The sequence below is a fragment of the Yersinia sp. Marseille-Q5920 genome (genome assembly GCF_946902935.1).
Taxonomy (GTDB): Bacteria; Pseudomonadota; Gammaproteobacteria; order Enterobacterales; family Enterobacteriaceae; genus Yersinia; species Yersinia rochesterensis.
Genome location: NZ_CAMPQA010000001.1, coordinates 166,063 through 191,891 on the forward strand (window position 1 = coordinate 166,063; position 25,829 = coordinate 191,891).

Sequence of the window (25,829 nt, forward strand, 5' to 3'; positions counted from 1 at the left end):
TCTGTGGCTATGTCTTCTCACGTGCTAGGATAGCCGCCGAGATAATTCGTCCTGATAAAGAGACTGTTTAACTGCTTATGTCCCAACAACATCGTTATTCATTGCCGACGCGCCGTGGCGATACCCGCCAGTTAGGCCAGTTGACTGGTTCCGCTTGCGCCGTCGAGTGTGCAGAAATCATTGAGCGCCATGATGGCCCGGTAATGTTAATTACCCCGGATATGCAAACGGCGCTGCGGCTGCGTGATGAGATTCAGCAGTTTTCCCCTCGTCCGGTGAACACCCTCTCCGACTGGGAAACACTGCCTTACGACAGTTTTTCTCCTCATCAGGATATTATTTCGGCGCGCCTTTCTTGTTTGTATCACCTTCCGACCATGGAACGCGGCGTTATTATTCTCCCGATTAATACTTTGATGCAACGGGTTTGCCCGCACGCATTCCTGCATGGCCATGCTTTGGTGATGAAAAAAGGCCAGCATCTATCACGGGATAAGTTGCGTGCTCAGCTTGAACAAGCGGGATATCGCAGTGTCGATCAAGTCATGGAACACGGTGAATTCGCTACCCGTGGGGCCTTGCTTGACTTGTATCCGATGGGCAGTGAAGAACCCTATCGCATTGATTTTTTTGATGATGATATTGATAGCTTGCGTGTATTTGATGTGGATTCACAGCGCACTTTGTCAGAAGTCGAGCAAATAAATTTACTGCCCGCCCATGAATTCCCGATAGATAAAGCCGCCATTGAATTATTCCGCAGCCAATGGCGGGAACAGTTTGAAGTGCGCCGCGATGCAGAACATATTTACCAGCAAGTGAGCAAAGGTATTTGGCCTGCCGGTATTGAATATTGGCAGCCGCTGTTCTTCAGCCAGCCCTTACCGACACTTTTTAGCTACTTGCCTGAAAATACCTTATTGATCAATACCGGTGATTTGGAAAGCTCGGCAGAGCGTTTCTGGCTGGATGTTAACCAGCGCTATGAAAGCCGCCGTATTGACCCGATGCGCCCATTGCTGGCCCCAGAAACCTTATGGTTACGGGTTGATTCACTCTTCAGTGAGCTAAAAGAGTGGCCACGAGTTCAGTTTAAAACGACAGAATTACCGGCAAAAACTGCCAATACCAACTTACATTATCAAGCGCTACCCGATTTAGCGGTACAGGCGCAGCAAAAAGCACCGTTGGATAATCTGCGGCGCTTTATTGAGTCATTCAGCGGTAGCGTCGTGTTCTCGGTGGAAAGCGAGGGCCGACGCGAAACCCTGCAAGACCTGCTGGCGCGGATAAAAATCAGCCCGACGTTGATAACCGAGCTACCTCAGGCCAGCGCACCCGGCCATTATCTGATGATTGGTGCCGCTGAACGCGGCTTCCTCGACAGCGAAAAACAATTAGCGCTGATTTGCGAAAGTGACTTGCTGGGCGAGCGCGTGAGCCGCCGCCGTCAAGATAATCGCCGCACCATCAACACCGATACCTTGATCCGCAATTTGGCGGAGTTGCGCCCCGGCCAGCCGGTGGTGCATCTGGAGCACGGTGTTGGCCGCTATCTGGGCTTGACCACCTTAGAAGCGGGCGGCATTAAAGCTGAATACCTGATATTGACCTATGCCGGTGAAGATAAACTCTATGTACCGGTCTCCTCATTACACCTGATCAGCCGCTATTCTGGCGGAGCAGATGATAATGCACCGCTGCATAAATTGGGTGGAGAGGCTTGGGGCCGCGCACGGCAGAAAGCCGCCGAGAAAGTGCGTGATGTGGCCGCCGAGCTGCTGGATATCTATGCGCAGCGCGCCGCTAAATCGGGCTTTAAGTTCAAGTTGGATAAAGAGCAATATCAGCTGTTTTGCCAAAGCTTCCCGTTCGAAACCACACCGGATCAGGAACAGGCCATCAATGCGGTGCTCAGTGATATGTGCCGGCCACTGGCCATGGACCGCCTGGTGTGTGGGGATGTTGGTTTCGGTAAAACCGAAGTGGCTATGCGAGCGGCTTTCCTGGCGGTGGCGAATAATAAGCAAGTGGCGGTATTGGTGCCGACCACCCTGCTGGCGCAACAGCATTTTGACAACTTCCGCGACCGTTTTGCTACCTGGCCGGTGCGGATTGAAATGATGTCCCGCTTCCGCAGCGCCAAAGAGCAGCAAGTGATTTTGGAACAAGCGGCGGAAGGGAAAGTCGATATTATTATCGGCACCCACAAATTGCTGCAAACTGACTTGCACTGGCAAGATCTTGGGCTGTTGATTGTCGATGAAGAACACCGCTTTGGGGTGCGCCACAAAGAGCGAATCAAGGCGATGCGCGCCGATGTCGACATTTTGACACTCACCGCCACGCCAATTCCGCGCACACTGAATATGGCAATGAGCGGCATGCGCGATTTATCCATTATTGCCACCCCGCCCGCGCGCCGTCTGGCAGTAAAAACCTTTGTCCGTGAGTATGATAGCTTGGTGGTGCGAGAGGCGATTCTGCGCGAAATTCTCCGTGGCGGACAGGTTTATTACCTGTATAACGACGTGGAAAATATCGAAAAAGCCACCCAGCGGCTCGCGGAATTAGTGCCAGAGGCGCGCATTGCCATCGGCCACGGCCAGATGCGTGAGCGGGATCTGGAGCGGGTGATGAATGATTTCCATCATCAGCGTTTTAACGTGTTGGTCTGTACCACCATTATTGAAACCGGTATAGATATTCCGAGCGCCAATACCATTATCATCGAACGCGCCGATCATTTTGGTCTGGCGCAGTTGCACCAATTGCGCGGCCGGGTTGGGCGTTCCCACCATCAAGCCTATGCTTACTTGCTCACGCCGAATCCGAAAGCCATGACTACCGATGCCAAAAAACGGCTGGAGGCTATTGCGTCACTGGAAGATCTCGGTGCTGGTTTTGCCCTGGCAACTCATGACCTTGAGATTCGTGGGGCCGGTGAGCTATTAGGCGAAGATCAAAGTGGCCAAATGACCACCATCGGTTTCTCTCTGTATATGGAGTTACTGGAAAGCGCGGTGGATGCGCTGAAAGAAGGCAGAGAGCCGTCGCTGGAAGATTTGACCAGTAATCAGACTGAAATTGAAATGCGTATGCCGGTGCTGCTGCCGGAAGACTTTATTCCTGATGTGAATATCCGGCTTTCGTTTTATAAGCGAATCGCCAGTGCTCGCAATGAAACTGAACTTGATGAGTTGAAAGTCGAGCTGATTGACCGCTTTGGTAAACTGCCCGATGCCGCCCGCTATCTGTTACATACTGCAGAATTGCGCCAACAGGCCCAGAAGTTGGGTATCAAGCGCATTGAAGGTAATGAGCGCGGTGGTTTTATCGAATTTGGTGAGAAGAACAAAGTGGACCCGGTTTATTTGATTGGTTTGCTGCAACGCCAACCACAGATATACCGTCTGGAAGGGCCAACCAAACTGAAATTTATCCAGGATTTAAGTGATCGGACACAGCGGTTGAAGTTTATCAGTGAACTGCTGGCGGCATTTTCTCAGCATCGAGTGGCTTAATATCAAAATGTTAGCGCGGGTTTCAGATGTGAGAAACCCGCGCTAATGTTAATGCCACTCGCTTAAAAATCATGTTAAGCGATCAGAATTAACACTATACCGCGGGTTTTTGATACAAGGTCTTGGACAACAGATTTTGTATTATGCTTGTTTGTTCAGTATCAGTTGACCATTTTTATCGATTGGAATCTGCGTGCCTGGATCACGATCCATGCGAATTTTTCCCTGCTGATTACCAATTTTGTAGGTTACGTCATATCCCAACATTTTCTGTGACTTATCGTAAACAGTTTGGCAACGTTGTTGGGTGGTGGTGTAAGTATCACTGTCCTGCATATTACTTTGGACGCGGTTACCGGCATATCCGCCTGCCAGCGCGCCAGCAACTGTCGCAATATCTTTACCCCGGCCGCCACCTACCTGATGGCCCAGAACGCCACCCGCAACAGCACCCAAGACTGAACCCGCAATTTGATTTTCGTCCTGCACCGGCTTACGGTGCGTCACTGTCACATTGCGGCATTCCTGACGAGGCGTTTTAATCGTCTCTTTAATCGGTGTCGCAGCAAGAACTTGTGCATATTGCGGTGCGCCGGAGAAGACATTCATACTCGCGACAGCGGCAATTCCCAGAGCAGCCGCAATACCGATACCCACACCTGCTAACATTGATTTGTTCACAGGACATCCTCCTGAAGGTCAATAACGAATTAAAAGTATTACCACGCAGCTTTTGCCCCAGACGCCCACATTAACAGCGAAAACCTGACAGCATCCTCCATGAGGGTTGCCCCTTATTTGCGGACGACGGCGTGCGTGACTCGCCGTCTGTAAACATTGATCTGTAAACATTGATCTGTAAACATCGAGAAGTCTGCACAATGTCCGGCGAACGAGCAATAAGATAAATGGACGAAACATTCAGATAATAGGTGTGAATGGATGTGTTTAGGAGGAATCCGACTAGCGAGATTGATTGCTACAGAATTTTATACTGTAAATTTAGCATTACGTGCGAATGGCTTGAGCAAAACGTGCGCTAGATTAGCGCCAAAAAAAACCGCCACCCGTATTAACGGGCAGCGGTTTTTAGTGGGGGGAGTATTCGCCAAAGTCATTGGCGTTTCAGCAAGGCAGCAAGCGAGCAAATCCCGATGAGCTTACATAAGTAAATGATTCGGGTGACAAATCGGTCAGGAACCGATTTGAACGCTGCTTGCAGCGGCCTCGCAGAGGCGAGGCCCATGGACGGGCCGAGTAACTAGCGCCGCTAACACAGCTGCAACGTCAAGGACGAAGGAGAATTAGTGGAGCTTCAGACGCGGGCGTATCACGCGGTTAATCCCGCCCACCAGCATCATCAAGCCCGTCTTGGTATAGCCATGCAATGCCACTTGATGCATCCGATACAGCGAGATGTAAACAATACGGGCAACACGGCCTTCCACCATCATAGAACCGCGCATCAGGTTACCCATCAAGCTACCGACAGTGCTAAATTTAGACAGCGATACCAGTGAACCATGGTCTTTATAAATGTATGGTTTTAAAGGTTGCTCATTAAGCAATGCCAGAATATTACTGTAGCAGCGGCTGGCCATTTGATGGGCCGACTGCGCGCGCGGCGGTACAAAACCACCACTAGGTTGTGGGCAAGAAGCACAGTCACCAATAGCAAATATATTCGGATCACGGGTGGTTTGTAGTGTCGGCTCCACCACTAACTGATTAATTCGGTTGGTTTCCAGCCCGGCGATATCTTTCATAAAGTCAGGTGCTTTGATACCCGCCGCCCAGACCATCAGATCTGCATTAATAAACTCGCCGTCTTTAGTATTCAGGCCCTTTTCATCAGCGCTGGTAACCATAGTTTTGGTCAATACCCGGACGCCAAGTTTAATCAGTTCCTGATGCGCAGCAGCCGAAATACGTGGCGGCAATGCTGGCAAAATACGTTCACCCGCCTCCACCAATGTGACATTCAGCGCTTGATTGTCCAAGCCCTCAAAACCATAGCTATGCAACTGTTTGACCGCATTATGCAGCTCAGCAGACAGTTCCACACCGGTGGCCCCGCCGCCAACAATCGCGATATTAACTTTGCCTTTGTCACCCGGTTGCGCTGAATACTTCAGGAACAAGTTAAGCATTTCATTATGGAAACGGTGCGCCTGATGCGGGTTATCAAGGAAAATACAGTTATCTTTCACACCCGGTGTACCGAAATCATTCGAGGTACTGCCCAGCGCGACCACTAAAATGTCATAGGTTAATTCGCGTTGGGTCACCAGCACATCGCCGTGTTCATCGCAAATTTCCGCCAGACTAAGGGTTTTAGTTTCACGATTGATGTCAGTTAACGAACCCAACTGGAAATTAAAGTAATGGTTACGCGCATGAGCCAGGTAGCTCAATGCATCAACACCATCATCCAGAGAACCGGTCGCGACTTCATGCAGCAGTGGTTTCCACAGATGGCTGTGGTTGCGATCAACCAGCACAATCTCGGCTTTTTTGCTGCGGCCCAGTTTATGGCCCAGACTGGTCGCTAACTCAAGACCGCCAGCACCACCACCAATAATAACGATTTTTTTCTTCGGCGTTGTCAAAATGACCCCCCTAAATGTGAACCAATTGTTAGCTAAGGGTAAATGAATAATATCCTTAGATAACATAGGGTTCACTGATGCTAATTCAATAAACTAACCTCAGAATATCATGCAGGGTTATTTGGTCATACCAAAATTGATATATATCAATTTTTTTTGATTAAAGTGCCAGCATAGGGATTTTTTCTGGAATAAGATTCAAATAGTTAGCGCTTAGTCACAATTTATAAATTTTCTATTGGAGGGGCGATAAAGCGCTATTTTGCGATTTTTAGTCATAAAAATGGCCTGAAAAAAGCAGATGACACTCTTTTTTCAGGCCAAATTGCACAGAATCATGAGTTTTTCAATTAACCAATCTTTAACAAAACACCGGTTAATGAGGTTATCATTAACCCAATGTTTTAAATGCTTTGACCCGCTGAAGATGAGGAGAAAGATCTTTAAACTTGTGGCTCTGTTTCTCATCCCAGACAATTTCATAATAAGGGTGCAGATCGCCAGCGGTCACTTGGCTATCGAGCATTTCATCATTGCGCGACAGCACCACCAGGCACCGGTCACGGTTTTTCTCACGGAAATCACTGACACACTTACCAGCAATATCCACATACTCTTCCGGGCGATCAATTTTGCCGTTCATATTGTTTTGCGGATAAAGATTTGGATTAAATGCAACCTGGCGGATCCCGCACAAGAAACCAATACGTTCAGCCCAAAAGCCCCCTAACCCCACGCCACAAATCAATGATTTGGCATCTCCGCCCTGCTGAATAGCTTTATCCACTTCTTTCAGTAAATGCTGCATATCATGGCGAGGATGCAAAGTGCTGTAGCTGATAAAACGCACATCCGGGTCAATGAATTGTAATTGCAGGACTTTCTCGTGATTGCCAGGGCTGTTGGAATCAAAACCATGTAGATAAATGATCATTTTTATCCTCGCGACTTATGTGCATCCCAACGTTCGCTGAGTGCCGTTAATGCCTTATTCGCCTGCCGCCAACGCGATGATGCCATCAACGCCTGACGGTCAAACTGTCCAGAATGATACAAGCGTATAAGTTGGTCTGCTTTGACTGGAGACAGGTTATCTAACACACTCACTGCGCCCTGACGGTTATTACAAACCAAAATCATATCGCAGCCAGCATCCAGAGAAGCTTGCCCACGCTCGGCGTAGCTGCCCATGATAGCCGCCCCTTCCATCGACAAGTCATCAGAGAAAATGATGCCCTCAAACCCTAACTCTTGACGCAATATATTTTGGAGCCAATAGGCCGAGCCACTAGCAGGGCGCGCATCAGCTTCAGTATAAATCACGTGAGCGGGCATGATGGCGTCCAGTAATCCCCGCGCGATCAGCTCGCGAAATATAACCATATCATGTGTGCGGATTTCTGCCAGTGGTCGATTATCCCGCGGTGTTTCTTTATGTGAATCAGCCGCCACCGCCCCATGTCCGGGGAAATGCTTACCGGTGGTTTTCATACCTGCGCTGTGCATCCCACGAATAAAGCACTCGGCCATATTCTGCGCTTGCTGCGGGTCACTGTGGAATGAGCGCTCACCGATGGCGGCGCTGACATGGCCAATGTCCAGAACCGGGGCAAAGCTAATATCAATATCCATTGATATCATTTCAGCGGCCATCAGCCAGCCCGCTTCTTGCGCCAACTGCGCCGCCGTGGCGGCATCATTCAGCTCAGCAAAAGACTGGGCTGCGGGCAGACGAGTAAAACCATCACGAAAACGCTGTACCCGGCCCCCTTCCTGATCAACGGCCACCACCAACCGCGCGTGGGATGCTGCCCTTATCTGGCGGACTAACTCACGTAATTGCTCGGCATCATGAAAATTGCGGCTGAATAAAATCAAGCCGCCCACCAGCGGGTGCTTTAAAATCTCACGTTCTTCTGCATCCAGCTCATAGCTGGCAACGTCTAACATTACTGGACCCACGACAACCTCATCAACTTTATAGCGTTGGAAATAAAATCAAAATGATAAATTAAACCTTTGGCGCAACGGTGCGGCCCATTGCAAAAACTCAGTGTTCCCGCTCTGCTGCCAACGCACCTCAAACCACATCAACATCAGGTAATCAACCCATGGCAACCAGCGCCGTACCTGGCGAGATAGGCGGTCGATATCATGGTAGCCCAGTTTATTGCTGCAATAGTGCTGTAAAAAAGCCTGTTGCTGCGGCGCGGACCAATCATTGCCGCAAAATAAGGCAGCAATATCAAGGGCGATATCGCCATCAGCAGCATATTCCCAATCAATTAGTTTTAGACCGGTTGATGTTGCTAATAGATTGCCTGGGTGAATATCCATATGCAGAGGAGCCAATTTCACAGGTTGGGGCTGTGGCCGGTGTAAAAAATCCTGATGCAGCCGCAACCAACTGGGCGAGAGGCGTTTGGCATCAATCTGCCGGGCATAACGGATAAGCTGAGCACAGAGATCCAGACGATAACCACTGGGAGGTAAATGATGCAAACGGGTTAATAGCTGTGCTAACTGACCATTAGCTGATAATTCAATGAATTGCTCGTTAGTGACAACGTCACCCTCAAGCCAATTGACCACTAACCAGCGCTGATTTGCTGCAATAATCGTCGGTGCTAAATAGCAACCCGCGACATGCTGCAATAACTTACGCTCGCGCCGCCGGTTCACACCTAACTGAGTTTTCTGGACTGATTGCTCACGCGCCAGCCAATCAATATTTGGCCCAGTGTTTAGCGAATGAATGTTTGATGGATGAATGTTTGATGGATAAACAATGCGCCAACTTTCACCGGTCAGACCGGACACCGGGCTAATATACCAATCTGCCTTAATAAAATCGGCTGGATTAAAAACACCGCCGGCGGTGTTCGCCGCCGGTTTGATGCTGTCGATGAGCGCATACAGAGAAGGATCAGCGATGAACTGGGCCATTACCTGACCAGATGATTTCGCCGGTTTGCGCCTGCATCAGTTGCATTTCAATGGTCGGTGACTTCACATCACCACTGACATCGCTGTACAACACATACTGAGCACCGACATAGCGAGCCAGGCCAATAGCTTTGCTGCGCGAGCCGAGACTATCTTCTTCCGATAACCCTAAAGTTTGCTTAGCGACAGCTAATTGCTGCGGCGAGATCAATACAAACTTTTTATTTGATGACAGCACTTGATGTAAGGCCGAGGTCGCTTTCGCCGTTTGCAACGCGCCATTGGTGTTATTTTTGACGCTATCGAGGAGCAATATGCTGCCGGTTGCTACATCATTGCTGTTCACCATTTGCGCAACTAAGGGTTCTACGCTGGCGGCCCAATCAGTCGGCTGCTGCATTTTGGGCGGTGGCGGCACGGTGTCAACTGGCGGAGGCGTTTCAGTCACAGGGGGCGTAACGGGTTCGATGGTCACTGGTGGCGTAGTTGGCTCAACCGGTGGCTGAGTTATACACCCCGTCAGCACCAGTGCCGCCAGAGCCACAGATAAATACCTTTTCATTGTCCCACTCCAAAGTGTGGCTATAAGAATAGATAAACACGCGCACTGCGTGCATTAAAATTATTATTAACTGATTGAATTTCAACATCACTGTCTGGCGCGATAATAATAGACCGTGGCGCTTCCAGTGGCGGCACGTCTAAACCCTGCGCATCATACCAATAAAAGCGGTAGTTTATTTTTATCGGTTTATTCTGGCTATTGGTAATCACCGAGCGCGTCACATTATCGCCATCGGATGTTGAAATTGCCGGTTGAGAAGCCAAAATACCCGCCGTTAACACTGACGAATCCATTACCACCGTTTGCTGCTTATTCACCGCAATCCCTTTCGGGCTGCTGCACCCCAGCAATGTCGCTATACACGCGAACACAATTAGCGGTAATAAATGCGTCTGCGGTAATAAAAACGCCTTTACAGGGCGCATAGGCTTACCTCAATTACTTATGTGACAGCAACGAACCCAAATCACGACCGCCCACCAAATGCATGTGGATATGGTAAACCACCTGCCCTGCATGGCGATTGCAGTTGATAATCAGACGATATCCATCTTCAGCAATACCTTCCTGCTCTGCAAGTTTAGCAGCCACAGTGATCATTCGACCCAGAGTTGCTTCGTGTTCTGCTGTGACATCATTCACAGTTGGGATAAGAATATTAGGAATGATTAAGATATGGGTGGGAGCCTGTGGGGCGATATCACGAAACGCGGTTACCAGTTCATCCTGGTAAACCACATCAGCAGGGATTTCACGGCGAATAATTTTGCTGAAAATCGTTTCTTCGGCCATAACGCATTTCCTTGAAAGTGATAAAAATGGAGAATGGGTAGTATGAGCGACAATTTCTATTGATTTCAACCTCAATCATTGAGCGCGGGCATAAGCCGCTGCTTTTTCAAACAAAGCTTGATCCGGGCGAATGCCAGTATACAGCACAAATTGCTCAACTGCCTGAATAGCAAAGACTTCAGCACCAGTAATAAGGGTTTTTTCTTGTGCTTTAGCATAACTGATTAGTGGGGTAATAGCGGGCATGGCCACCACATCAAAAATCACCTTAGCCTGCTCCACCTCAGCTTCAGTAAACGCCATGCTATCAGCATCTTTCCCCCCCAGCATCCCCACAGGCGTGGCATTGATCAACATAGTGGCCGGTACGCCCTGCATATCGGGCTGATAAATATAACCAGATTGCTCGGCGAGTTTCTGACCGGTTTTTTCATTAGTCGCAATAATAAACCCTTGCTTAAAACCCGCATTTTTTAGCGCAAAAGCCACCGCCTTCGCCATCCCACCACTGCCACGCAGTGCAAAAACGGTTTCTGCCGGCACCTGATAGCGCTGTAGCAATTTCGCGATGGCAATATAGTCGGTGTTATAGGCTTTCAGATAACCCTTCGTATTCACCAAGGTATTTACTGAATTAATCGCTGCCGCCGATGCATCCAGCTCATCAACCATCGGGATAACCGCCTCTTTAAACGGCATCGAAATGGCGCAACCTCGGAATCCTAATGCCCGCACACCGCCAATCGCCGCGGCCAAGTCAGTGGTGCTAAAGGCCTTATATAGATAGTCGAGGTCTAGAGCATCGTATAAAAAGTTATGAAAACGGGTGCCAAAGTTACTGGGTCTGGCGGCCAGAGAAATACACACTTGGGTGTCTTTATTTAAGTAGCGGGTCATTTTCTTACCTCAAATAATCATGGCGCTTTGCCTGCGGCCTTTTCCTGACGAAAAGTGCTAAAGCACAAACGCTTGCTGTAGTGAAAATTATCGGCTAAAAAGATGATATATAAAACTGCTGAGTTTGACTCAATTAGGTTCCTCTTTTATGACCAGCCGCCGCCTTGAACAACAATATTTGCGATTACTTCATCAGGTTGGGGTACAACCGGTTGAGATTACACTGCAAGAACTCGCGGATAAACTCAGCTGTACCAAGCGCCATATGCGGACATTATTGGTTCAGATGCAACAAGCCGGCTGGCTGATATGGCAAGCAGAAGCGGGTCGTGGCCGCCGGTCACATTTGCAGCTATTGCGGAATACTCATCAACTTTTAATGGAAAAAGCGGAACAGTTATTGGATTCCGGTGATTTTAATGAGGCGATTGCCTTATTAGGGGAGGATAAACAGCTAATTACCCCCCTGCTGCGGGCCAAGTTAGGGTATCGGATACGTGATGACTATCAAGCCCTGCGCATCCCCTACTACCGCACTATGTCAAATCTTTACCCCGGCACCCCCTTACGCCGTTCTGAATTGCACTTAGTCCGGCAAATTTTTAACGGACTGACACGGATAAAAGAGGAAGACGGCGAGGTCACAACCGATTTAGCCCACAAATGGCGGATGCTCGATCCATTACACTGGCGTTTTTATTTACGCCCTGCGGTGCAATTCCATGATGGTCGAGAGCTTTCCAGCCGTGATGTGGTCAGCTCATTAACCCGCAGTGCAACTTTGCCACTGTTTTCGCATATTCAAAAAGTCAGTCAGCACGGGCCACTCAGTGTGGTGATTGAACTTAATCAGCCGGACTCCCGCCTACCCCAGCTACTGGCCCATCACAGCGCCCTGATTTTGCCAGAGAATCATGCTACGCAGCCGGATTTTGCGTCTCACCCGGTGGGAACCGGGCCTTACCGAGTGGCTGAAAATGATGACTGGCACTTACAGATGAAATCCTTTGACCACTATTTTGGTTTTCGTGGCCTGCTGGATGAAGTTGAAGTGCTTATCTTCCCGGATTTAGCCCGCCCGCCCTCTGGCACGCCCACCGTGTTATCAGAGCAATTGAGCATGGCAAATATCCAAAGTGCCACCTGGCTGAGCTCCAGTATCAGTGATATTGATTATGTGTCTGGCTCTGCCGCCAGCCTGACCGGTAAACCCTCAGACTCAACGCAAGAGATGTTTCTGGAACGCGGCGGGTATTTTTTGCTGTGTGACAGCCGCTCACCGCACTGGCACAGCATTAAACAGCGCCGCTGGTTGCGAAAAACACTCAATCCTTATCATCTCATCCAACGCCTAATTGCCCCTATTCGCCCCTTCTGGGTACCCGCCACCAGTGTTTTACCCACCTGGTTTCACGGCATAGACTCAGGGGAAGAGTGCTCTCCTTTCCCCATTGGCCGCGCGATAGAATCAGAGGATATGCCGGTGCTAACTCTGGCTTATCATGCTCAGCACCCAGAATACGCGATGCTGGTAACTGAAATGACTCATATTCTAGCAGCTCAGGGGATTAAATTGGCGGTAATAGAGCTGGATTACATCACTTGGGCCAAGGGCGAGGCCCATGTCGATTTATGGCTAGGCACAGTGAACTTTGCGGTTCCCGAAGAATGGAATGTTGGCGCATGGTTATTGGGCTCCCCACTGCTGCGTCAATGTATGACTGGCGGTGATGGCGCTCAGTTGCAAACCTCGCTACACAATTGGCGCAATCAATCCCTCGGTAGCGAACAATTGATCAGAGAGGTTATCGGCAGTGGGTGGTTACAACCTTTATTCCACCATTGGATGCGCTTAAAAGCCCCGGAACAAGCCCAAGGCGCACACTTGAATAATTTAGGTTGGTTTGATTTCCAGACAACCTGGCTGGAACCGGAATAACTATAATTAATATAAAACAAATTCAAAATAAATATTAATTACATAGCGGATAAAATTTAACTCTCATATAGATATTTAATTTGTATTTCCATGCAACAGTACAGAGAAACTCTAATGTATTTAATTAACTCTATCATTTTATGATGTTATTTACCTATAACCATTAATCCAATAAAAAATTAAAAGTTATTTCTTGACGATAGGTTTAATTAAATGATATTCATATTTAAAGGAAAGTTAAAGGATGCAAAATTACATTCATCCATAATATTAAATTTATATGGTTAATTTATTTTGATAATTTTAAAACAAAGACGAATGTGAAAATACTTTCCTTAATGGACATGTCAGGAGGTGGTTTCCTGGCATTCAGAATCAATGGAGGAATAACCTATGTCTCGTTTACAAAAAGAAATCATTGAAACTAAAACCGTCATTGATGTCAGTGGCGCAAAAAAAAGCCAGCCTCAACGTCTGACTGAAGATGTTCTTGAACAGATAGCTGGCGGTGCTGGCTGGATAAAAGCGTTTGGGAACTGGTCAAGAAGTTTTTAATCCCCCAGTGGGGCCACCGCAGGTGGCCCTTTTGTAAACTCATCCACTGTCCAGTATGGAAGTAATCACTGGAAGCGAGGGTAGAGTTATGCTTAATTTATTAATTGAAAAGAACATTCGACATCTTGAAATAATATTAAAAATCAGCGAGCGCTGTAATATAAATTGTGATTATTGTTATGTTTTTAATAAAGGAAACTCAGCCGCTGACGATAGTCCGGCCAGACTCTCAAATAAAAATATTCACCATTTAGTCTGTTTTTTACAGCGAGCGTGTCAGGAATATAAAATTGGCACAGTACAAATTGATTTTCATGGTGGTGAACCGCTACTGATGAAAAAAGAAAATTTCACGGATATGTGTATTCAATTGATTTCAGGGAATTACTGTGGCTCAAATATCAGACTTGCTTTACAAACCAATGCCACGTTAATTGACAATGAATGGATAGCGATATTTGAGAAATATTCCGTGAATGTGAGTATTTCTATTGATGGCCCTAAGCATATTAATGACAGGCACCGCCTGGATACCAAAGGGCGCAGCACATATGAGAGCACCGTTCGTGGCCTCCGTATACTCCAAAACGCCTATCAACAAGGGCGGCTCCCCTCAGACCCCGGTATTTTATGTGTCGCGAATGCTCAGGCAAATGGTGCCGAAATATATCGACATTTCGTTGATGAGTTAGGTGTTTATAGTTTTGATTTCCTAATACCTGATGACTCTTACAAAGATGCTCATCCTGATGCTGTCGGTATAGGGCGTTTTCTCAACGAAGCGCTGGATGAGTGGGTGAAAGATAATAATGCCAAAATTTTTGTCCGACTCTTTCAAACCCATATCGCCAGCCTATTGGGGCAAAAAAATTCGGGCGTCTTAGGCCACACACCCAATATTACCGGTGTCTACGCCCTGACCGTCAGTTCCGATGGCTTTGTCCGGGTGGACGATACCTTGCGGTCAACATCAGACAGAATGTTTAACCCCATTGGTCATCTTTCTGAAGTCAATCTATCTAATGTCTTCGCTAGCCCGCAGTTTCAAGAATATTCATCAATCGGACAATCATTACCCACGGAATGCGAAGGTTGCATTTGGGAGAATATTTGTGCCGGTGGGCGCATCGTAAATCGTTTTTCCACCGAGGATCGCTTCAAACACAAGTCTATTTATTGTTATTCCATGAGGACTTTCCTGAGCCGCTCATCAGCCCACTTACTCAATATGGGCATCAAAGAAGAACGCATTATGGCAGCAATTAGGGCATGACTTTTGAAATATAGGGTGAGGGAGCGCCAATAAATTGATCGAAAAAACCGCGATTTTCAGACAGGAAGCGCTAGAGCACAGAGCACATCATTGGCTGGGTAGCCCACAAGTTATTATCCCAGTAGGTGCTTCTGTTTGGGCCATGCTGGCGCTGGTGTTGATTACCAGTTTGATAGCATTCTTGGTGGTGGGGACTTACACCCAAAAAGCCCGCCTCGCCGGATCTGTTGTTCATCACCCTGCAGTGGCACGGATAACCGCCCCACGGGATGGGATTATTATTAGCAGCCTGGCTGAAGAGGGGAAAATCGTTCGTGCTGGCGAAGTGATTTATATCATCAGTATGGAAACCCAGACCGAGTTTGGCGCAACAAACCGTGAAATAACCGCAGCACTGAAATCGCAGAAAACGGCTATTGAACAGGAGATAAAACTCAAATCTGCAGCAGCAGACATCGAGAAAAGCCACCTTCTGCAGATGTTAAAAAATAAAGACGCCGAACAGCAAAAAATGGGCCACTTGATTGCCAAATCGGTGCAACAAACCTCATGGTTACTGGAAAAAGCACAACATTTCAAAACGTTGGTTAGGCAAGGAATAGCTCTTGAGACGGAGCATATGGCACGCCAGTCCGAGTATTACAGTGCCGCTGTCCAGCTCGAAGCTTACCAGCGGGAAAAGGTAAAGCTACAAGGAGAAACCATCAGCATTAAAGCACGGTTAGCGGCTATCCATAGCGAAGTTGACGTTTCACTGGAAAGGCTACGCCGGCAAACGGCACAGTTGGATCAAGATTTAATCGCGACGGAAAGAGAGCGAGAACTGCATATTACGTCTCCGATTGATGGCACCTTAACCGGCATTACAGGGTTTGCCGGCAACACCATTCGAGCCGCGCAAGAATTGGCCAGTATTGTGCCAACATCAGGGAAAGCCGAAGTGGAAATTTTTGCCACTGCGGATACCATCGGCGAATTACGTGAAGGCCAAGCAGTGAGACTACGGTTCGATGCCTACCCCTATCAGTGGTTTGGGCAATATGATGGCATTGTAAGGTCAATATCCACTGCGTCCGTCGAACAGCGTTTAGACATAAGCGAAAAGCAAGCTCATCAACCATCGCGACATTATTTTCAAGTGCGGATAGTCCCTACGAACAATAATGTCGTTATGGCCGGTAAAACCTACCCCTTGCGGCCGGGAATCGGTGTTAAAACAGATGTTTTCATCAGAAAACGGCCTCTCTATGAATGGCTCCTTTTACCTCTAAAAGGGGCTCGCAACATACCTCAAGAACACTCTGGAGAAGCCGCATGATAGTCGCTATGAAAGGTTACTTTGAAGCCCTGCGACAGCGTTTGCCGGTGATGATGCAAACAGAAGCAACAGAGTGCGGGCTGGCCTGCATGGCGATGGTTGCCGGATATTACGGCCTTAATATGGATCTCCAGGCACTGCGGAAGCATTATCAAGTTTCTCTGAAAGGCATGAGTCTGCGCGATCTTATCGTGTTGGCAGACCGGTTATCCTTAGGTTCACGTCCGGTGCGGGCGGATTTAGGCTCAGTCCGCCAACTCAAGACACCTTGCATTCTGCATTGGTCGTTTAACCATTTTGTGGTGCTAAAGAAGTTTTCTCGCCACGGGGCCACTATTATTGACCCAGCTAAAGGTGAGAGAAAAATCTCTCTGACTGAGCTATCTCAACACTTTACCGGTATCGCATTGGAAATTTGGCCTAATCAGCACTTTCAACGCCGGACTGAAAGAGAGACTATCCGCCTACTGGATATGTTCAAAAACGTATCCGGCCTGCCACGCGCTTTAGCACATATATTGGCCCTCTCATTGTGCATCGAACTTCTTGCTATGGCCGTTCCATTAGCGGCTCAATTTACTCTCGATATGGCGTTAAGGTCTGGCGATATTCATTTAGTCTCGCTGATAGCTTGGGGGGTCATTGTTTTATTAATCTTTAGAGCCTTGCTCAGTCTGGTGCGCGCCTGGATGGTGATGTCTATTAAATACACCTTGGGGATTCAATGGAACTCCGGGCTTTTTAGCCATTTAATCCGCTTGCCCGTTTCCTACTTTGAAAAACGCCATATTGGTGATGTCAGGTCGCGTTTTAACTCCCTGTCAGTGGTACAAGATGCTTTTACCGCCGAGATGGTTGCGTCGCTGTTGGATATTGTGGTGGTCATCGGGCTGTTATTTTTGATGTGGGCCTATGATGGCTACCTCGCGGCAATCGCCGTGTTGATATCCATTATTTATGCAGCTATCAAATTTTTTCTTTTCGGTGCCTATCGCTCTGCCAATTTGGAGGCCATTGCTCACGAGGCAAAACAACAATCACATTTCCTCGAAACCGTGCGCGGCATTGCCTGCGTGAAAATTTTCAATTTGGCGGAGCGCCGCCGATCCGACTGGATCAATCTCGTGATCAATGAAGCCAATGCAAAAATCTATCTGTTCAAAATAGACTTGGCGACACAGACAGTGGGCTTGTTATTAATCGGGCTGTCTTCGGCAATAATACTGTGGTTAGGGGCAAAGCTGATTGATGGCGGGACTCTCACCACCGGCATGCTATTTGCCTTCTTAATTTACTCGGACATGTACGTCACTCGCGCTATTCGGGTTGTTGATTCAATTATCCGGCTCCGCTTGATTGATATGCACAGTGAGCGCTTGTCAGAAGTCGCGCTAGCCACACCTGAACAGGATACCGGCGAGGCCGATTTGACTCCCGCCAATTCCCTTGCTGCCAGCATTGAAGTTAAAGATCTAAGCTACCGTTATGGTGACGGCGAACCTGCCGTATTTGAACATGTGAGTTTGTCTATCAAAGCCGGTGAAAGCATTGCCATCATTGGGCCATCAGGCTGCGGCAAATCGACACTCCTCAAAGCACTAGGTGGTTTAGCTCCACAAAAAAGCGGTTTTATCTTACTAGACGGTGTCGATGTTCGGCAATTAGGCCTTACTGCCTACCGCAAACATATCGCCTACGTGTTGCAAGAGGACAAACTATTTGCGGGGTCTTTGCTCGATAACATCAGCTCGTTTGATATTCATCCTGACAATGAATGGGCGTGTGAATGCGCGCGCCTCGCTTCAATTCATACTGAGATTGACGCCATGCCGATGAAATATGAAACCATGGTCGGCGATATGGGCAGCGCCCTGTCAGGTGGGCAGCGCCAACGCATTTCTCTGGCCCGCGCTTTATACAAACGCCCGCGAATATTATTTCTCGACGAAGCCACCAGTGACCTGGATATCGACAACGAAGCCCGAATTAATGATTCGCTGCGCGCATTGAAGATAACCCGAATTTTTGTCGCCCACCGCCCAACAATGATTGCCATGGCGGATCGGGTGTTTGACCTCAGCAAAAATGCTGAAATGGAAAAGGAAAAGGAAAGCCCTTATGCACTTTTTACCCAATAAAAACATTACCGCGATGACGTTCGTTCTCTTCTCTGCTCTCGCCACTCCGACAGCACTCCATGCCATCACTTCGGAAAAAGTCATGCATATGCCGTTTAAGTGGGATGATACCGCAACCCCCATAGTCAATATTGAAATCAATGGGATGCGCCAAAATTTCATGATCGATACCGGGGCCTTAATTGCTCTGCACTTATTCAAAGATGTTATCGCACAACTTCCGGGCTTGATACCTGAACCAGGAAAACATCGCACAACAGACCTGACCGGCAAAGTATTTCTTAACGATAAGTTCTACATTCCAAAACTTTCAATCAATGGCATGGAATTTAAGAATGTAAAAGGGATATCGGTAAACACCCCTCAGGGTATGGTTCTCAACTCTGATAGCACGCCCCCTCATTCAATGATGATTGGGCTAGATTTATTCAAAGGTAAGGCAGTACTGATTGATTACCAAAAACAGCGTTTGTCTGTCGCGGATAATACTCATGTATTGGGCATTAATATGGCTGATGGGTGGACATCACTGCCACTGAGGTTGACGCCAGAAGGGCTTGAAATCAAAGTCGTAAAAAATGCTAAGGAATACAATATGCTTTTGGATACCGGCGCAACAGTGTCTGTATTTTTTAAAGAACGGCTTAAATCGCCAGCTGTTAGCCTATCCTGCCAAACAGTCATGAAAGAAATGGATCATAAAGGCTGCGTGGCATCAGATTTTCAGCTTAACGAAATAGGTGCAACAGAGATTGGTTTTAATGCAGTGCTGCTAGATGGGCAGTTCAATCAGATGGATACCGATGGATTAATTGGCAATAACTTCCTGAATGAATTCGCTTTAGCCATTGATTTCCCCAAGCAGAGATTACTTATCAAGAAGTTTAAAAATGAATAAGTAATATATTAGAAACAGTAAACTGTGGGCCATGCAAAGCTTTTCTGAATACAAAAAAAGGGCGGCTTTCGCCGCCCTTTTGCACTCCCCAGACCTGAATTAATGGTTACGAATGTATTCGTCCATATCAGTTTTCAGGTTATCAGATTTCGTCCCGAAGATAGCTTGAACACCTGAGCCTGCGACCACTACGCCCGCAGCACCCAATTTCTTCAGACCCGCTTGGTCAACCTTGGACACATCCGCCACGCTGACACGCAGACGAGTGATGCAGGCATCCAGGTTAGTAATGTTTTCTTTACCACCAAACGCATTGACCAGTGCCGCTGACATTTCAGTGCCACCCTGTACAGTTTGCTCTGTTGTCATGTCTTCACGACCCGGCGTTTTCAAATTCAGTTTAGCGATCAGCACACGGAAGATGGTGTAGTACACCAGACCGTAGCAGATACCCACCAGCGGGAACAACCAGATACGGCTGCTGTTGCCACTCAGTACAATGAAGTCAATCAGACCGTGGGAGAAGCTGGTACCATCGCGCATCCCAAGCAGGATACAGATTGGGAAAGCCAGACCGGCCAGAATCGCATGGATAACATACAAGATTGGCGCCACGAACATGAAGGAGAATTCGATTGGCTCGGTGATACCGGTCAGGAATGAGGTCAGTGCTGCGGAGATCATAATCCCGCCCACTTTCGCCCGGTTTTCCGGTTTAGCAGAATGCCAGATGGCAATGGCTGCGGCGGGTAGACCGTACATCTTGAACAGGAAACCACCAGACAGTTTACCCGCAGTTGGGTCACCGGCCATGTAACGTGGAATGTCACCGTGGAATACCTGGCCCGCTGCGTTGGTGTATTCACCAATTTGCATTTGGAATGGTACGTTCCAGATATGGTGTAAACCGAATGGAACCAACGCACGCTCTACGACGCCGTAGATACCAAAAGCGACTACGGAGTTCTGATATGCTGCCCACTGAGAGAAAGTCTGGATAGCAGTACCGATTGGCGGCCATATAAAGGACAAAATCACGCCCACGAAGATCGCTGTGAAACCAGAGATAATCGGAACGAAGCGTTTGCCCGCAAAGAAGCCCAGATATTCAGGTAATTGGATACGATAGAAGCGGTTAAACATGTAGGCCGCTATTGCACCTGCAATGATCCCGCCCAGTACCCCAGTATCAGCTAAATGCTTGGCAGCAATTTCTTCTGCCGGCAGATGCAAGACCAATGGTGCTACCACCGCCATGGTTTTCACCATGATGCCGTATGCAACAACTGCCGCTAACGCAGATACACCGTCGTTATTGGTAAAGCCGAGTGCAACGCCAATAGCAAAAATCAATGCCATGTTAGCAAAAACGGAACCGCCCGCTTCTGCCATTACGTGAGAGACTACCGATGGTAGCCAGCTAAAATTCGCGGACCCGACACCCAGCAGAATACCTGCAATGGGTAACACGGATACCGGTAGCATTAGCGATTTACCGACCTTTTGCAGGTTTGCAAATGCGTTCTTAAACATAGTGAGTGAGCTCCTGAGTAATAGTGCTTTTACTGCTTTTTCTCGCGTTTATTGGCATTACAAAGGGGGGAGTAAGCCTTTGCGAATCAGGGTGTCTAAAGCACCCCTTTAATTTTTACGAAGAGTAAAATAAATAGCTTGCTTAATGTTTGATGGCAGTCACGTTTCTTCCAAGAAAGCGCTTAATTTGCTTCAGATAGCGCATTTTTTGTAAAAAAACGTCAATATTAGCTGCCCTCACCCAATAAATCGGGTGAGAACATTACTCGTTTCGGCGATTAATTACGAGCTTAAAAAAAAGTATTCTTAAGGAAATTAGCGCGTTTCGCTGTGGAGTATTGACGAGTCCAGATGAAATAACCGGCAGAAGTTATCCGTAGTGGCTTGAGCCAAGGATTCAAGACTGACGCCTTTGAGAACTGCCATATACTCTGCAACATCACGGACATAGGCAGGTTGGTTCTCTTTACCACGATGCGGAACCGGAGCCAAATACGGCGAATCGGTCTCGACCAGCAACCGGTCTAACGGCACATAGCGTGCAACATCACGCAGTTGCTCCGCATTGCGGAAAGTGAGAATACCCGAGAAAGAGATATAAAAGCCGAGGTCCAATAAGGTGGCTGCGGTCGCTTTATCTTCTGTAAAACAGTGTAAAACCCCGCCACACTCTTGCGCCTGTTCTTCACGCAAAATCGCGAGTGTGTCTTCGCGCGCATCGCGGGTATGCACAATCACTGGTTTATTTAATTTACGCCCAACCCGAATGTGTTCACGAAACGAAGCTTGTTGCAGTGTGATATTGTCTTGCTGATAAAAGTAATCCAGCCCAGTTTCCCCCATCGCCACCACATTATCTGCCGCGGCTAAAATCTCAAGCTGCTGAAAATCATAGCCGCCATCAAGATTCAGTGGATGAACGCCACATGAAAACGCCACGTTTTCTCTCTCACCGATAAGTGCCGTCATGGCGGAGAAGCCCGGTAATGTAGTGGCTACGGCGAGCACAAAACCCACATCCCGAGCTTTCGCTTTGGCTAATACATCATCGACGCTACTGTGTAGCGTCTGGTAATCAAGGCTATCAAGATGACAGTGAGAATCTATTAACAACATATTAAACTCAATTAAAGTGATGTGGAGTAAGACCCCGCGGTCAGGGCGCTTTCCCAGTTGAGCAAAAGCTCGGTAAGTAATAACTCACGATTGACACCGACCACGGATAACAATTGATGCCGGCAATGGCCCAGCGCCTTGGCTGAATGAAGCAATATAGGTGTCGTGGCCATCTGTGCCAATTGCTGCACCAACGGCAATTGGTCCTGATTAACCGCAAACTCACCTGCACCTTGCTGCCACTTCAAAGCATCCAGCACCAATGAAGAGAGCCATTGCAAGCGCTCTGGGGCATCTTCATGATTAAGCTGCGGTAATAGCGACAGTAAATCCGAACTGTTCAGGGCGCTGCTCAGCGCGCTACACAAGGCCGTTCTGATGGCCCAGAGTTCGGGTTGGAGCAAGCGCTCAGCCGCCAACGGTGCGCCCTCGCTTAATTTAAGTGCCGCCAGCATCGAAATCGGTTCTGCCGGAATCTGCCGTTGCAGCCATTGTAAGCTGAGCGCGGTATCCGGGCAGGCCAGATGCCAGTAAAAGCAGCGGCTGCGTAATGTCGCTAACAAACTGGCGGGTTGATGGCAATCGAGCAGAAAATAGGTTTTCTCTGGCGGCTCTTCCAGAGTTTTGAGTAACGCATTGGCCGCCGCGTCAGTCAGTGACTCGGCATGAGGCAGCCACACAACTTTTGCCCCGCCCTGCTGAGCATGAGAATAGAGTTTTTCAATCTGTTGGCGCACCAACTCTACACCGATGCTATTTTTGCCTTTCTCCGGGGCCAGCACATACCAGTCCGGATGATTACCCGCCAACATCAAGCGGCAACTATGGCATTCGCCACAGCTTTTCTCACCTTGCCGCTGCTGGCACATTAACCAACGGCTGATACCATAAATCAGCGCTTCCTCGCCATTCCCGGGCAAAGAATGCAGTAATAATGCATGATGACCACGCCCGGCCGTCTGCTGTCCAACCCACTGACGATAAGGCGCGGTAAGCCATGGATACCATTTCATTACGCTGTTTCTCGGCGAGTCAGCCATTGCTTCAGTACCCGGCTAATAGATTCACTGACTTGCTCAAGTGGTTGAGAAGCATCAATGGTCTTGATGCTGGAGTCTGCGGCAGCCAACTCAAGATAACGTGCGCGGGTGCGCTCAAAAAAGGCCAATGACTCTTGTTCAATCCTATCTAATTCACCACGAGCCCGCGCGCGCGCTAGCCCAATCACCGGTGGCAAATCGAGATACAGTGTCAGGTCTGGGCGAAATTCACCTAATACGGTGTCACGCAGAGATGTCATGAGGTTGCTATCAATCCCACGCCCACCGCCCTGATAAGCTTGCGATGACAAATCATGGCGATCACCCACCACCCAACTGCCGCGCGCCAGCGCAGGTTTAATCACATTTTCAACCAATTGCACTCGGGCAGCATACAACATCAGCACTTCGGCTTTATCTGTCAGAACTTCGCCGTCAATACCTTGCTTTATCAAGTCACGCAGTTTTTCTGCCAGCGGCGTTCCCCCTGGCTCCCGGGTGAAGACAATATCGTTAATCCCTTGGGCATGCAGCGTAGCAACCACGGTATCTCTGGCGGTGCTTTTCCCTGCCCCTTCAAGCCCCTCAATAACGATAAATTTACTGTTCATTTTTATCCTTTAGCGATTGACGATAAACCCGCACCGCTTGGTTATGGCTGGCTAAATTGGTGGTAAAAGTATGACCGCCCTTGCCGTCTGCCACAAAATAGAGATAAGCCGTTTTAGCCGGATGAGCGGCAGCCATGAGCGATGCCAACCCCGGCATTGCAATGGGGGTCGGCGGCAAACCGGATATCACATAGGTATTATAAGGCGTTGGAGTATCTAAGTCTTTACGACTAATGTTGCCATTATAGTTATTCCCCATGCCATAAATGACGGTTGGGTCTGTTTGTAGGCGCATACCAATGCGTAACCGGTTGATAAATACCGACGCCACTTTGGTTCGTTCTTCATTGACTGCCGTTTCTTTCTCGATGATGGACGCCATAGTGACTAAGTCGCCCGGGGTTTTGTAAGGCAATGACTTATCACGCCCTTGCCAGATTTCATCGACTGTTTTTTCCATCTTCACATGGGCACGTTTGAGTAATGCCAAATCAGTGGTGCCAGCGGTATAGGAATAAGTATCCGGGTAGAGCCAGCCTTCTGGGTGTTCACTGTCTTTCAACCCCAACAATAGCGCGATTTCAGCATCACTCTTCCCATCCAAGACATGCTTTATATATTTTGATTGTTGTAATTCATCCATCCAATCACGCAGCCGCTTACCTTCAATAAAGCGCACGGTAAATTGTGCTTCTTTGCCGCTGGCGAGCAGTTCTAGCATGCCGCGCACCGTCATTCCGGGGGTAAACCGATAAGTCCCCGCCTTGAATTTGGCTAACTCTGGTTCAAGCCGCAGCAGCCAGGGAAACCAGCGGGTGTTTTTAATCAGGCCGTCGCGTTGCAGCAAGTTCTCCAGCGCCACTCGCCCGGTGCCAGCAGGAAGTTTGAAGAAGGTTTCTTGTTGGATAGCCAAAGGCTGATCGGCAAAATGTTGTACTCTTTGGTAACCCAACAGCAGCAATCCCAAACAGATAGCGACAAAAAGGATTAATGCTCTGGTACTTTTTATTTTCATCGGACGACCATCTTCAAATTAAAGGTATCATTGGTACGAAAATCAAAATCCCCATAAAGCTTATATTTCACAGCAATGAAGATTTAAGAAATCAAACAACTGACGTGAGTGATAAACCCACTGTTCGGCGCGATTTATCGGCTCGATCCTATTTACCGGGAGTAGCGGCATTAGCGCGTTACACAGGATAACTTCATCTGCGTCTGCCAACACACTCACCGGTTGTGCCACAATCTCCACTTGCCGACCATGAGCGGCCAGACAAGTGATTATTCGTTGGCGCATAATGCCATCTACACCTGACTGACACAGGTCTGGGGTAAATATTTTATCCCCTTGACGCCAGAATAAATTAGCCGCACAGCATTCCACCAGCATGCCTTCAGTGTCAAGCACCAGTGCCTCATCCGCCGTTGTCTGGTCAAGATGCGCGCGGATCAAGACTTGTTCCAGGCGATTCAAGTGCTTAACACCGGCCAGTAATGGATTGCGTGCTAACAATATCGGGCTAAGTGCCAAAGAAATACCCCGTTCACGCCAACTAAGATAATGAACCGGATAATCACTAAGAGAAATAATTCGCGTGGGATGCTGACATGCTGTGCCACTGTAGCCTCGGCCACCGCTTCCCCGGCTGATAATCACCTTCAGCACACCGTCCTCAGTATGATTTGCCGCCTCAACCATTTCCTTTCTCAATGCATTCCAATTTACGACCGGCATTAATAGCCGCTCAGCCGCCTGTTGCAAACGCGATATATGCTTATCCAGCCACACAACCCGACCACCGGAGACTCTGGCGGTGGTAAAGCAGCCATCACCAAACTGCACTGAGCGGTCTGAAGCTGAAATCAAATTTTGTTCAACACCATTAATCCAGAACATTCAGATTCTCTTTAAATGGGGGCGTCTTGGCTCTACATTCAATTAGGGTATAGGTATTGCCCATAAATATAAATCCTACCTGCTGACAGTATCAGATTTAAGGCCGTGGCTGTTTTCAGATTTATCTCTTATTGAGACAATTTTTATGGAAGGATGTTATAGCTGATGCTTACTA

22 protein-coding genes are annotated in these 25,829 nt (G+C 48.2%); 7 read left to right on the top strand and 15 right to left on the bottom strand.

Annotated elements, in window-relative coordinates; all coding sequences use genetic code 11:
* Positions 1–77: 77 nt before the first annotated feature.
* A complete protein-coding gene (gene mfd, locus OVO64_RS00910) occupies positions 78–3,524 on the top strand; it encodes a transcription-repair coupling factor (protein ID WP_145509957.1) in 3,447 nt (1,148 codons plus the stop codon).
* 141 nt (positions 3,525–3,665) lie between these two features.
* Here mfd and OVO64_RS00915 read toward each other — a convergent pair whose 3' ends face one another.
* The 9 genes from OVO64_RS00915 to OVO64_RS00955 all read right to left on the bottom strand — a co-directional run bounded on the left by OVO64_RS00915 (position 3,666) and on the right by OVO64_RS00955 (position 11,333).
* Entirely contained in the window at positions 3,666–4,205 is a 540-nt protein-coding gene (locus OVO64_RS00915; protein ID WP_038632304.1) for a glycine zipper 2TM domain-containing protein, read from the bottom strand.
* Between the two features lie 623 nt (positions 4,206–4,828).
* Positions 4,829–6,133 (bottom strand): NAD(P)/FAD-dependent oxidoreductase, encoded by a 1,305-nt coding sequence (locus tag OVO64_RS00920; RefSeq protein WP_038632302.1) that lies wholly within the window; start codon positions 6,131–6,133, stop codon positions 4,829–4,831.
* Between the two features lie 391 nt (positions 6,134–6,524).
* Positions 6,525–7,067, bottom strand: a complete 543-nt coding sequence (gene ycfP / locus OVO64_RS00925; protein ID WP_038632300.1) for an alpha/beta hydrolase YcfP — start codon at positions 7,065–7,067, stop codon at positions 6,525–6,527.
* 2 nt (positions 7,068–7,069) lie between these two features.
* Positions 7,070–8,095: a beta-N-acetylhexosaminidase gene (gene nagZ / locus OVO64_RS00930; RefSeq protein WP_038632298.1), complete on the bottom strand. Its 1,026-nt coding sequence runs from the start codon at positions 8,093–8,095 to the stop codon at positions 7,070–7,072.
* A 36-nt stretch (positions 8,096–8,131) separates the two neighbouring features.
* The gene (thiK, locus tag OVO64_RS00935) at positions 8,132–9,079 is read right to left on the bottom strand and encodes a thiamine kinase (protein WP_038632296.1); all 948 of its coding nucleotides are present in this window, start codon (positions 9,077–9,079) and stop codon (positions 8,132–8,134) included.
* Positions 9,060–9,641 (bottom strand): penicillin-binding protein activator LpoB, encoded by a 582-nt coding sequence (lpoB, locus tag OVO64_RS00940; RefSeq protein ID WP_038632294.1) that lies wholly within the window; start codon positions 9,639–9,641, stop codon positions 9,060–9,062. Before lpoB ends, thiK begins: the two co-directional genes overlap by 20 nt.
* Positions 9,642–9,661: 20 nt before the next feature.
* Complete coding sequence (locus OVO64_RS00945) at positions 9,662–10,069, bottom strand: YcfL family protein (RefSeq protein ID WP_038632292.1); 408 nt, start codon at positions 10,067–10,069, stop codon at positions 9,662–9,664.
* Between the two features lie 13 nt (positions 10,070–10,082).
* Positions 10,083–10,436, bottom strand: coding sequence for a purine nucleoside phosphoramidase (gene hinT, locus OVO64_RS00950; RefSeq protein ID WP_005273079.1), 354 nt, complete (start codon positions 10,434–10,436; stop codon positions 10,083–10,085).
* 75 nt (positions 10,437–10,511) lie between these two features.
* Positions 10,512–11,333: a shikimate 5-dehydrogenase gene (locus OVO64_RS00955; RefSeq protein ID WP_267248530.1), complete on the bottom strand. Its 822-nt coding sequence runs from the start codon at positions 11,331–11,333 to the stop codon at positions 10,512–10,514.
* A gap of 148 nt (positions 11,334–11,481) precedes the next feature.
* Between OVO64_RS00955 and OVO64_RS00960 the strand changes: the two genes are divergently transcribed.
* From OVO64_RS00960 to OVO64_RS00985, 6 genes are all read left to right on the top strand, one after another.
* Positions 11,482–13,272 (top strand): SgrR family transcriptional regulator, encoded by a 1,791-nt coding sequence (locus tag OVO64_RS00960; RefSeq protein WP_145509380.1) that lies wholly within the window; start codon positions 11,482–11,484, stop codon positions 13,270–13,272.
* A gap of 393 nt (positions 13,273–13,665) precedes the next feature.
* On the top strand, positions 13,666–13,827 hold the full coding sequence (gene xyeA / locus OVO64_RS00965) for a XyeA family cyclophane-containing RiPP triceptide (protein ID WP_072088965.1): 162 nt from the start codon (positions 13,666–13,668) through the stop codon (positions 13,825–13,827).
* An 88-nt stretch (positions 13,828–13,915) separates the two neighbouring features.
* Complete coding sequence (gene xyeB / locus OVO64_RS00970) at positions 13,916–15,100, top strand: cyclophane-forming radical SAM/SPASM peptide maturase XyeB (protein WP_186368484.1); 1,185 nt, start codon at positions 13,916–13,918, stop codon at positions 15,098–15,100.
* A gap of 34 nt (positions 15,101–15,134) precedes the next feature.
* Positions 15,135–16,418, top strand: coding sequence for an HlyD family secretion protein (locus OVO64_RS00975; RefSeq protein WP_050291265.1), 1,284 nt, complete (start codon positions 15,135–15,137; stop codon positions 16,416–16,418).
* On the top strand, positions 16,415–18,556 hold the full coding sequence (locus OVO64_RS00980) for a peptidase domain-containing ABC transporter (RefSeq protein ID WP_145509714.1): 2,142 nt from the start codon (positions 16,415–16,417) through the stop codon (positions 18,554–18,556). The genes OVO64_RS00975 and OVO64_RS00980 overlap by 4 nt, the downstream gene beginning before the upstream one ends.
* Positions 18,537–19,454: an aspartyl protease family protein gene (locus OVO64_RS00985; RefSeq protein ID WP_038632280.1), complete on the top strand. Its 918-nt coding sequence runs from the start codon at positions 18,537–18,539 to the stop codon at positions 19,452–19,454. The genes OVO64_RS00980 and OVO64_RS00985 overlap by 20 nt, the downstream gene beginning before the upstream one ends.
* Positions 19,455–19,553: 99 nt before the next feature.
* On the opposite strand, the gene ptsG is transcribed toward OVO64_RS00985, so the two are convergent.
* From ptsG to pabC, 6 genes are all read right to left on the bottom strand, one after another.
* Entirely contained in the window at positions 19,554–20,987 is a 1,434-nt protein-coding gene (ptsG, locus tag OVO64_RS00990; RefSeq protein ID WP_038632278.1) for a PTS glucose transporter subunit IIBC, read from the bottom strand.
* Between the two features lie 315 nt (positions 20,988–21,302).
* A complete protein-coding gene (locus OVO64_RS00995) occupies positions 21,303–22,103 on the bottom strand; it encodes a metal-dependent hydrolase (protein WP_038632276.1) in 801 nt (266 codons plus the stop codon).
* Between the two features lie 11 nt (positions 22,104–22,114).
* Positions 22,115–23,116: a DNA polymerase III subunit delta' gene (holB, locus tag OVO64_RS01000; RefSeq protein WP_038632274.1), complete on the bottom strand. Its 1,002-nt coding sequence runs from the start codon at positions 23,114–23,116 to the stop codon at positions 22,115–22,117.
* Entirely contained in the window at positions 23,116–23,754 is a 639-nt protein-coding gene (gene tmk, locus OVO64_RS01005) for a dTMP kinase (RefSeq protein ID WP_267248531.1), read from the bottom strand. The genes holB and tmk overlap by 1 nt, the downstream gene beginning before the upstream one ends.
* Entirely contained in the window at positions 23,744–24,769 is a 1,026-nt protein-coding gene (mltG, locus tag OVO64_RS01010; protein ID WP_145509718.1) for an endolytic transglycosylase MltG, read from the bottom strand. The genes tmk and mltG overlap by 11 nt, the downstream gene beginning before the upstream one ends.
* Before the next feature lie 60 nt (positions 24,770–24,829).
* Positions 24,830–25,654: an aminodeoxychorismate lyase gene (pabC, locus tag OVO64_RS01015; protein ID WP_145586631.1), complete on the bottom strand. Its 825-nt coding sequence runs from the start codon at positions 25,652–25,654 to the stop codon at positions 24,830–24,832.
* Between the last annotated feature and the right edge of the window lie 175 nt (positions 25,655–25,829).

What these genes read in the sequence shown, in the direction of transcription:
- OVO64_RS00995 (WP_038632276.1), bottom strand. Translation starts at nt 22,103, where the DNA reads ATGTTGTTAATAGATTCTCACTGTCATCTTGATAGCCTTGATTACCAG.
- OVO64_RS00985 (WP_038632280.1), top strand. Translation starts at nt 18,537, where the DNA reads ATGCACTTTTTACCCAATAAAAACATTACCGCGATGACGTTCGTTCTC.
- OVO64_RS00980 (WP_145509714.1), top strand. Translation starts at nt 16,415, where the DNA reads ATGATAGTCGCTATGAAAGGTTACTTTGAAGCCCTGCGACAGCGTTTG.
- thiK (WP_038632296.1), bottom strand. Translation starts at nt 9,079, where the DNA reads ATGGCCCAGTTCATCGCTGATCCTTCTCTGTATGCGCTCATCGACAGC.
- hinT (WP_005273079.1), bottom strand. Translation starts at nt 10,436, where the DNA reads ATGGCCGAAGAAACGATTTTCAGCAAAATTATTCGCCGTGAAATCCCT.
- tmk (WP_267248531.1), bottom strand. Translation starts at nt 23,754, where the DNA reads ATGAACAGTAAATTTATCGTTATTGAGGGGCTTGAAGGGGCAGGGAAA.
- OVO64_RS00945 (WP_038632292.1), bottom strand. Translation starts at nt 10,069, where the DNA reads ATGCGCCCTGTAAAGGCGTTTTTATTACCGCAGACGCATTTATTACCG.
- xyeA (WP_072088965.1), top strand. Translation starts at nt 13,666, where the DNA reads ATGTCTCGTTTACAAAAAGAAATCATTGAAACTAAAACCGTCATTGAT.
- ptsG (WP_038632278.1), bottom strand. Translation starts at nt 20,987, where the DNA reads ATGTTTAAGAACGCATTTGCAAACCTGCAAAAGGTCGGTAAATCGCTA.
- xyeB (WP_186368484.1), top strand. Translation starts at nt 13,916, where the DNA reads ATGCTTAATTTATTAATTGAAAAGAACATTCGACATCTTGAAATAATA.
- lpoB (WP_038632294.1), bottom strand. Translation starts at nt 9,641, where the DNA reads ATGAAAAGGTATTTATCTGTGGCTCTGGCGGCACTGGTGCTGACGGGG.
- holB (WP_038632274.1), bottom strand. Translation starts at nt 23,116, where the DNA reads ATGAAATGGTATCCATGGCTTACCGCGCCTTATCGTCAGTGGGTTGGA.
- ycfP (WP_038632300.1), bottom strand. Translation starts at nt 7,067, where the DNA reads ATGATCATTTATCTACATGGTTTTGATTCCAACAGCCCTGGCAATCAC.
- mfd (WP_145509957.1), top strand. Translation starts at nt 78, where the DNA reads ATGTCCCAACAACATCGTTATTCATTGCCGACGCGCCGTGGCGATACC.
- mltG (WP_145509718.1), bottom strand. Translation starts at nt 24,769, where the DNA reads ATGAAAATAAAAAGTACCAGAGCATTAATCCTTTTTGTCGCTATCTGT.
- OVO64_RS00955 (WP_267248530.1), bottom strand. Translation starts at nt 11,333, where the DNA reads ATGACCCGCTACTTAAATAAAGACACCCAAGTGTGTATTTCTCTGGCC.
- OVO64_RS00960 (WP_145509380.1), top strand. Translation starts at nt 11,482, where the DNA reads ATGACCAGCCGCCGCCTTGAACAACAATATTTGCGATTACTTCATCAG.
- pabC (WP_145586631.1), bottom strand. Translation starts at nt 25,654, where the DNA reads ATGTTCTGGATTAATGGTGTTGAACAAAATTTGATTTCAGCTTCAGAC.